This window comes from Stenotrophomonas sp. GW821-FHT09E08 (assembly GCF_059416125.1).
In genome coordinates this window covers 56,597-64,966 of sequence record NZ_JBWKOO010000021.1, presented here as the reverse complement: position 1 = coordinate 64,966, position 8,370 = coordinate 56,597, and the positions used below count along the sequence as shown (strand labels likewise).

Genomic DNA, 8,370 nt, shown 5'->3' with positions numbered 1-8,370 from the left:
GGAAGTGAAACGTAGCTGCGCCGATGGTAGTGTGGCCTAAGCCATGCGAGAGTAGGTCATCGCCAGGGTTTATACCCAAAAACCCCGCTGCTCACGCAGCGGGGTTTTTCTTTGTGTTCCGGATAATGATTCCGGGATTATCTTCCGATGCGGGATTGCGCCTTCGGCGCAGGGCACGGGGATAAAGTTGCCGACCAGCGGCCGGTACTACCTGCAGATCCAGGCCACGCGCGGATGGATTGTTCCCGGGAAGAGCGGCGCCAACCAAGGTTGGCAGCTACCCACGGCAGGCTGAGCGGCAGTAGATCCACGCCACGCGCGGATGCTCTCCGCACCGGAATTCCGATGCAAACCAAGGTTGGTAGCTACCAGTGGTAGCCGGCGCAGGCGAATCCAGCAACTCCAGGAACGGCCTTTTCCTGACCCGTCACGCAGAACACGCAAAAAAAGACGGCGCCCTGCGGGCGCCGTCCTCATCAGATCGGGTTGTTGGTCGCGATCAGGCGACCAGGGCAATCCCCTGCGGTGACTGCTGGCGGAACACCGATACCGCTTCGGTCAGTGTCCCGGCCTGCGACTGCAGCTCGCGCGCCGCGGCGGTCGCTTCCTCCACCAGCGCAGCATTCTGCTGGGTTGCCTGATCCATCTGCACCACTGTCTGGTTGATCTGTTCGATACCGATCGACTGCTCCTGGGAGGCGGCCGATATCTCACGCATCAGGTGACTGACGTTCTCCACGCCACCCACGATCGCCTGCATGCGCTGGCCGGCGTCAGCCACCTGCTGTGCCCCGTCGCCGACCTGGCGACCGGCTTCGTCGATCAGCTTCTTGATCTCCTGGGCTGCAGCAGCCGAACGTTGTGCCAGGACACGAACCTCGCTGGCGACTACGGCAAAGCCGCGGCCCTGCTCGCCGGCCCGTGCTGCTTCCACAGCGGCGTTCAATGCCAGGATATTGGTCTGGAAGGCGATACCGTCGATGACGCCGGTGATGTCGCCGATCCGCTTCGACGCACCCTCGATGGCCTGCATGGTATCGACCACCCGTTGCATGGCGGCGTTGCCGTCGCCGGCCGCGCTCTGCGTGGCGGCCGCCAACGTACTGGCCTCCCGTGCGTGGGCGGCGTTCTGGCGCACCGTGGCCGTCAGTTCCTCCATCGATGCCGCGGTTTCCTGCAGGTGCGCGGCCTGACGCTCGCTGCGTTCGGACAGCGCGCCGTTGCCGGCGGCAATCTCGCTGGCTGCCGTGCTGATCGACGCCGCGCACTGCTGGATGTGGCCTACCATCCGCGCCAACTGCCCGGCGGTGGCATTGGCGTCGCGCTGGATCGCAGCAAAGGCTCCGTGGTATTCACCGCGCATGCGGCGGTCGAGATCACCGTTGGCCAGGGCCGAAAGCATCTGCCGCACTTCATCGACAGTGCCGCCCAAGGTATCGAGCAGCTGATTGATGCCACCGGTCAGTCCATCCAGGAAGCTGGCGCCCTCGCTGACCTGCAGGCGCTGATCGAGATCACCCGCGGCAGCTGCAGCGACGATGCCGGCAACTGCGTTCTCCAGGGCCAGCTCATGAGTGCGGTCGTGCCACTCCACGGCGAAGCCCAGCCGCGCGCCCTGCGCGTCGAACACCGGCGTGACTACCTGTGCGAAGTGCACCGGCCCGATCTGCACCTTGCCGTTGTGGGTCACCTGCAGGCCGTTGAGGATGGCGCGGATGCGGTCCGGGTTGGCATGGAAGCGATGGATGCTGCTGCCGACCAGGCGTTCGGCGTCAAAATCGGGAAACGCCTGGCGCAGGGTGGCCTGCTGGTTGCGCAGCAGGGCTACCACCGAGCGGTTCACGTAGCGGATCACGTGATCGTTGTCGGCAATCATCATTGCCGTGCGCGATGCATCCAGTGCCTGGCGGATCTGTGCGTTCTCGGCATTGGCCTCTGCTTCGCGGCCGCGCTGCGCCTGTACATGGCGGGCGGTATCGGCCAGCGCGTGTGCCAGCGAACCCGGTGCATACGCGCTGGTGTCCGCGTGTGCACCGAGATCGGCGCCGGTGGCGATATCACGCGCGAGCGCGGCCAGTCGGCGTGGACCGTGGCCGAGGGCCTCGGTCTGCTGGCGAAGGCGCAGCGCGACCTGGCCAAGGAACAGGGTCAGGCCGGCCAGCAGGGCGGCCTGCAGCAGGGTCGGCAGCACCGCAGCGCCATCCAGCGTCGGCGCCAGCAGTATGAGCGTGCCGACACCACCGGCCAACCACACCGGCAGGCGATCGCGATGACCCAGCAACGCGCCCAGCAGCAGTGCGATCGGCAGCGCCGGCGACAGACCGGTGATCGCACACAACAGCGTCAGCTGCAGTGACAACAGCAGCGCCAGGCCATTGCGGGCGATGACCTGACCCGCCTGCGGGCCAGCAAGCCACATGGCAGGCAATACCGCGACGGCGGTCAACGAGGCGCTCAGCACCTGCGGGCCGCGCACGGCCAGCAGCAGGCCGGCCACGGCCAGGGCCGCACTGCCAAGCAGCAGGCGACGATCAGCACTACGCGCGAGCTGCTGCAGATGCGGCAGGCGGGCGGTATCGGGGGGACGGGAGAATGCAGCGGACATCGGCGACTCCTGGATCAACAAACGACAACGGCCACGCCCTGATGCACGCGCAACGGCGTGCTCATGGCATGGACCGGGAATTGGGGGAATGCGGCGCAATCAACGCCGCAGCGACGGCGCGCCGTGACCCCATCCTGTGGGTGACGGTGCAGTAAAGCGGGCATGCGGACTTCCTTGGAGAACCAGACACACGCCGCAGGCCCGACCGGACCCGCGTGCCGCGGGCGCAGGGGCCCGCAACTGGTGTATCGGCCGCAAGCGCGCAGAGTGAAGTGCGCGCCGGTCCGGACTCAGCCGGCGTTGTCGTTGTTGAAGAAGCTCAGGATCACTTCGGCGATCCGTGCCGGGTCTTCCATGTGCAGGTGGTGGTTGCCGGGAAACACCGCCAGCCGTCCATCACGCAGGTGCCGCAGGCGATCACTACGCATCGGCTCCGGATAGTAGGACTGCGCCGGCGTGGCATAGATCACCTGCGTCGGGCAGGCGATGGCCTGCAGCAGGTTGTCGATCTGGCCTTCGCTGAGGCGGATCGCGGTGGGCAGCATCAGGCGTGGATCACTGCACCAGCGGTAGCCACCTTCCACGGGTTCGACGCCGCGTTCGACCAGTAGCCGTGCGCAGCCTTCGCTGAGCTGGTTGGTCATCATCCGCGCGCGGATCGGTGCGGCCAGGTCGGGAAATACACGCAGCTGCTTGCGGGACAGGCCACGTGTGGCATTCACATGCTCGCGCAGGCGGTTGGCGGTTTCTTCCTCGGGCCCGCGCAGGCCACCGAGTGCTTCGATCGCCACCAGCCGTTCGATGCGGTCGCTGACCGACGCGGTGAGGCTGGCGATGCCGGCGCCCATCGAATGGCCGAGCAGGGTGAAGCGGTCCCAACCCAGTGCATCGGCGACATCGAGCACGTGGCAGATCGCGGCTGCGGTGGTGTAGCTGGCACCGGCCGGCAGATGCGCGCTGTGGCCATGGCCGGGCAGGTCGATCGCCACCAGCTGCAACGATGACAGGTGGGGTGCCAGCGGCATGAAGCTGGCCGCGTTGTCGAGCCAGCCATGCAGGGCCAGCACACGCGGGCCGTCGCCGTGGTTGCGCAGGCCGGCGACGCGGCTGCCACCCACCTCGAGTTCAAACGGCTGCAGGCTCATGCCAGTGACGCCACGGCCAGCCGTGCCAGCGCACGCGCGTGATCTGGTTCGGCGTTGAGGCACGGGATGTAGCGCATCTTCGCGCCACGTTCGGCCAGCGTTTCGGTGAAGCCCATCGCCACTTCTTCCAATGTTTCCAGGCAGTCGGTGGCGAAACCCGGGCAGACCACGTCGATCTGCTTCACGCCGGATTCGGCCAGCGCCCACAGGCTGGGCTCGGCGTACGGCTGCAGCCAGCGTTCGCGGCCGAAGCGCGACTGGTAGCCGAGTTGCCACTCGTCGTTGGCCAGGCCCAGTGCATTGGCGATGGCACGTGCACTGGCCTCGCAGCGCTGCGGATACGGGTCACCGCCATCGGCCAAGCGCTGTGGGATGCCATGGAAGGAGAACATCAGCTTCTGGCCGCGGCCATGCTGCTCCCAGTAGCGCCGGATGGAGCCGGCAACCGCCTCGACCCAGCCCGGATCGACTGAATAGTCGCGGACCAGGCTGACGGTCACGCCCGGGTTGCGGCGCTGCCAGGAATCGACACGGTCTTCGACCGAGGCGGTGGTGGTCGTCGAGTACTGCGGATACAGCGGCAGCACCACGATGCGGCGCGCGCCTTCGGCGGCCAGGCGGTCGAGCTCGCTGCCCAGTGCCGGTTCACCGTAGCGCATCGCATGGCGTACCGTCAGCGACGGCAGCAGCGCCTGCATGGCCTGCGCCAGCTGACGGGTATACACCATCAGCGGTGAGCCATCGGGCAGCCAGACCTGGGCATACTTGGCCGCCGAACGGCTGCTGCGCAGCGGCAGGATCAGGCCGCGCAGCAGCGGCTGCCACAGCAGCGCCGGGATCGAGACCACGCGGGGGTCGGACAGGAATTCAGCCAGGTAACGGCGTACGGCAGGAGCCGTCGGCGTCTCGGGCGTGCCTAGGTTGACCGCCAACACGGCGGTATCGGGTGCGTCGAGCATGGTGGCTATTGTCGCCGATCCGATGCCGCGCCGGGATGCAGGGTTCGGATTGCAGGCATAGCCCACGTCAATGTGGGTGGGCAACGCTCATTGGCGATTCATGGCAACACTATTAATTTCAGTCACTTGCTATATCTTCCTATGGACTGACTTCTGGAGCCTGCCATGCGTCGCCCGATCCAAGCCCTGCTGATCGCCGCCACTCTGCTGTCCAGCCAGGCCATGGCCGGACCGCAGGAAGACCAGCGCGCCCGCAATGCGGTACGTGTGCTGGCTGAAATCCAGGGAATCCCTGAACAGGGTATTCCTGACAAGTTGCTGGACGAAGGCCGCGCCGTCATCGTCATTCCCGACACGATCAAGGCCGGTCTGGTCATTGGTGGTCGCCGTGGACATGGCCTGATGTCGGTGCGCATGCCCAACGGCGCCTGGTCCAACCCGGTGTTCATCAAGCTCACTGGTGGCAGCATCGGCTTCCAGGCCGGTGTGCAGTCCTCCGACGTGGTGCTGGTGTTCCGCAACGACCGCAGCCTGGACAATCTGGTCAACGGCAAGTTCACCCTTGGCGCCGATGCCGGTGTCGCGGCGGGCCCGGTTGGCCGCAATGCCGCTGCTGCGACCGACGGCCAGCTGAAGGCCGAGATCTGGTCGTGGTCCCGCGCTCGTGGCCTGTTCGCCGGTGTTGCCCTTGATGGTGCGGTGCTGCAGATCGACGATGCCGCCAACCTCGACGCCTACGGCAGCAACACCACGCCGCGGATGATCTTCGAAGGCCGTGCGTCGGGTTCGCCGTCGATGGATGTGGTCGCCTTCCGCGACCGCCTGGAAGAGGCCACCTACGCCGCTCGCAACAACCGCAACGGCAACGGCGGCAACGCCCCGCGGCCGGCAGCAGTCCCGGCCGCTGCGCCGGCGCCTGTTCAGGCAGCGCCCGCTGCGCCGGCCGAAGCCACCACCGCGCCGCTGCAGAACGTGCCGCAGGCCCCGCCGGCGCAGCAGCAGGGCTTCCAGCCGGTCACCGACGGTGAAATCCGCACGGAAACGCTGGGCGGAAACTGACTTTCGTCACGCGCGCCGGCTAACACCCGGTGCGCTATGCTCGACAGCCTGATCACTAACGTAACGAGCGTCTTTATGGGCAGTTTCAGCATCTGGCATTGGTTGGTCGTGCTGGCCATCGTCCTGCTGGTGTTCGGCACCAAGCGCCTGACCAGCGGCGCCAAGGATCTCGGTTCGGCGGTCAAGGAATTCAAGAAGGGCATGCGCGACGAGGACAAGCCGAACGCGCAGCTGGGCGATGAATCGCGCAGCCAGGATGCCTCGCGCACCGCGCAGGACGAGCACGACCGCACCCCACGCTGATCCGGAGCGGTTGCGGTGTTTGATATCGGCTTCAGCGAACTGCTGGTGATTGCGGTGGTTGCCTTGGTGGTGCTCGGTCCCGAGCGCCTGCCCAAGGCGGCCCGCTTTGCCGGCCTGTGGGTACGTCGTGCCCGCAATCAGTGGGATTCGGTGAAACAGGAACTGGAGCGCGAACTGCAGGCCGAGGACATCAAGCGGCAGATGCAGGACGTGCGTCAGGGCATGCAGGACACCGAGAACCAGTTGCGTGCCAGCGGTGAAGCAATCCGCCGCGAAGCGCAGCAGGCGCAGCAGCAGGGCGATGACCTGGTGCAGGACGTGCGTACACCCGCACAGGCGGATCTGCCGCCACACCTGGGCCAGCCGGCCGAGACCGATGCGCCGGCACAGGACAACGGCCTGGTTTCGACAAAGGCTGCTACGGAAGGCGCTGTTTCTTCAGGGGCCGTTCCTGCCACGTCCCCTGAAGCCGGCCCGACGTCGCCGACGCAGAGCACGGAGCGTCATCCATGAGTGAACAGGACTTCGGCGAAAGCTCGCTGGTTGAACATCTGGTGGAACTGCGCGGACGCCTGGTACGCGCGCTGCTGGGTCTGGGCGTAGTGCTGCTGGGCCTGCTGCCGTTCACCCAGAAGCTGTACAACGCCTTGGCCGAACCGCTGGTCTCGCAGCTGCCGAACGGGCAGACGATGATCGCCACCAACCCGGCCGGCGCCTTCTTCGCCCCGCTGAAGCTGACCTTCTTCGTCGCCCTGTTCGTGGCGGTGCCGTGGCTGCTGTACCAGCTGTGGGCGTTCGTGGCCCCGGGCCTGTATGCGCGCGAGAAGCGCCTGGCGGTGCCGTTGCTGGTGTCGTCGGTGCTGCTGTTCTACGCCGGCTGCGCCTTCGCCTACTTCCTGGTGCTGCCGGCGGTGTTCCACTTCCTCACCACCTTCAGCCCGGACGTGATCGCGATCACCCCGGATGCGAACGCCTACCTGGACTTCGTGCTGGCGATCTTCTTCGCTTTCGGCGGCAGTTTCGAATTGCCAGTGGCGATGGTGATCCTGGTGCTGCTGGGCTGGGTGACGCCGCAGCAGTTCAAGGAAGGCCGCGGTTACGCGATCGTCGGCATCTTCGTGGTGGCGGCGGTGCTGACCCCGCCGGATGTAGTCTCGCAGCTGATGCTGGCGATCCCGATGTGCCTGCTGTACGAGCTGGGCATCCACGCCGCACGCTGGCTGGTGCCGTCGTCGGTGGTGAAGAAACCCGCCGCATGATGCGGTAGCGCCGGGCCATGCCCGGCGTGTCTTGGTTCTCGATGCGATGTCGGCCGCCGGGCATGGCCCGGCGCTACCGTTGAGCGCCGGTCAGGCGTGGAACACGTCGCTCGAGGTCGGCGTGCTCGGAATCGGCGGGGCCGCGCGGCTGCCGCGGTGCACGAACATCTGCTTCCACGCGGCATAGACCGCGCCGACATACAGCGGCATCAGTACCGTGGTCAGTACCAGCTGGGCGATGAAGGCCGCCGCCAGCGGGCCACCGATCAGCATCGCGATCTGGATCACGATCACGAACAGGATGTACATGCAGAACGCGGCGATCAGCCCGAGTACGGCGAACACAATCATCGCGCCGATGTTCTCGATGCAGCCCTGCAGACTCAGGCGCAGCGCATGCATGCCGCTCTGCTTGTCGAACACCACCAGCGCCGGCTGGGTGAACATCGCCAGCGACAGCGCCACCGCGCTCAGGAACACCAGCAGCATCCACAGCGCGATGCGCTTGGCCGGCAGGTTGGCGACCAGTGCGGCTGCGTCATCCGGCTTGATCTGCTGGCCGCTACGGCTGATCTCTTCCATCTTGGTCATGACCTCGCTGAAGGCGGTAAAGCCCTCGCGGCCGATCATCATGAACAGCAGCGCGCCCAGCAGCAGCACCGCCAGCACCTGGATCGCCAGCGGCACCAGCAGGTGGCTGACGCGGTGGTCGCGGATCGGCTGCAGCAGGTGCGAGGCGAGGCCCGGGCGGCCTTCGTCGATCTCGCCCACGGCATACAGCATGCCGCCGAACATGATCGGCGAAATGGCCAGGGTCATCAGCTGCACGGCCATGCCGGCGGCACCGGGAATCAGCGTCGACAGCAGGGTCACCACCCAGCTCACCAGCAGCCAGGTCAGGCCGATCCGGGCCAGCTGCAGCGGCGCACGCCGGTACAGGGAGAACGTATCCAGCAACCATTGAGCACCCGCCGAGGCCGGCAGCTTGCGAATCTCTTTCATGGACATCCGGGAGGGACAGAAAGGGGGCCGGGCAGTCA

Annotated in this window: 8 protein-coding genes; 4 read left to right on the top strand and 4 right to left on the bottom strand. The window is 66.5% G+C overall.

Annotated features, from left to right (window positions below):
- Positions 1-499 precede the first annotated feature (499 nt).
- From AC07M7_RS19755 to hemH, 3 genes are all read right to left on the bottom strand, one after another.
- Positions 500-2,605 carry a methyl-accepting chemotaxis protein gene (locus AC07M7_RS19755; protein WP_495208108.1) on the bottom strand — a complete coding sequence of 702 codons (2,106 nt, stop codon included), beginning with the start codon at positions 2,603-2,605 and terminating at the stop codon, positions 500-502.
- Between the two features lie 290 nt (positions 2,606-2,895).
- Positions 2,896-3,750, bottom strand: a complete 855-nt coding sequence (locus AC07M7_RS19750; RefSeq protein WP_495208107.1) for an alpha/beta fold hydrolase — start codon at positions 3,748-3,750, stop codon at positions 2,896-2,898.
- Entirely contained in the window at positions 3,747-4,709 is a 963-nt protein-coding gene (gene hemH / locus AC07M7_RS19745) for a ferrochelatase (protein ID WP_495208106.1), read from the bottom strand. Before hemH ends, AC07M7_RS19750 begins: the two co-directional genes overlap by 4 nt.
- 165 nt (positions 4,710-4,874) lie before the next feature.
- Between hemH and AC07M7_RS19740 the strand changes: the two genes are divergently transcribed.
- The 4 genes from AC07M7_RS19740 to tatC all read left to right on the top strand — a co-directional run bounded on the left by AC07M7_RS19740 (position 4,875) and on the right by tatC (position 7,330).
- A complete protein-coding gene (locus AC07M7_RS19740) occupies positions 4,875-5,768 on the top strand; it encodes a lipid-binding SYLF domain-containing protein (RefSeq protein ID WP_428709557.1) in 894 nt (297 codons plus the stop codon).
- A 75-nt stretch (positions 5,769-5,843) separates the two neighbouring features.
- The gene (gene tatA, locus AC07M7_RS19735) at positions 5,844-6,071 is read left to right on the top strand and encodes a Sec-independent protein translocase subunit TatA (RefSeq protein ID WP_012512521.1); all 228 of its coding nucleotides are present in this window, start codon (positions 5,844-5,846) and stop codon (positions 6,069-6,071) included.
- A gap of 15 nt (positions 6,072-6,086) precedes the next feature.
- Entirely contained in the window at positions 6,087-6,584 is a 498-nt protein-coding gene (gene tatB / locus AC07M7_RS19730) for a Sec-independent protein translocase protein TatB (RefSeq protein ID WP_495208105.1), read from the top strand.
- On the top strand, positions 6,581-7,330 hold the full coding sequence (tatC, locus tag AC07M7_RS19725; RefSeq protein ID WP_006403544.1) for a twin-arginine translocase subunit TatC: 750 nt from the start codon (positions 6,581-6,583) through the stop codon (positions 7,328-7,330). Before tatB ends, tatC begins: the two co-directional genes overlap by 4 nt.
- A gap of 90 nt (positions 7,331-7,420) precedes the next feature.
- Here the strand turns inward: tatC and AC07M7_RS19720 are convergent, their stop codons facing one another.
- Complete coding sequence (locus AC07M7_RS19720) at positions 7,421-8,332, bottom strand: BPSS1780 family membrane protein (RefSeq protein WP_046982583.1); 912 nt, start codon at positions 8,330-8,332, stop codon at positions 7,421-7,423.
- Between the last annotated feature and the right edge of the window lie 38 nt (positions 8,333-8,370).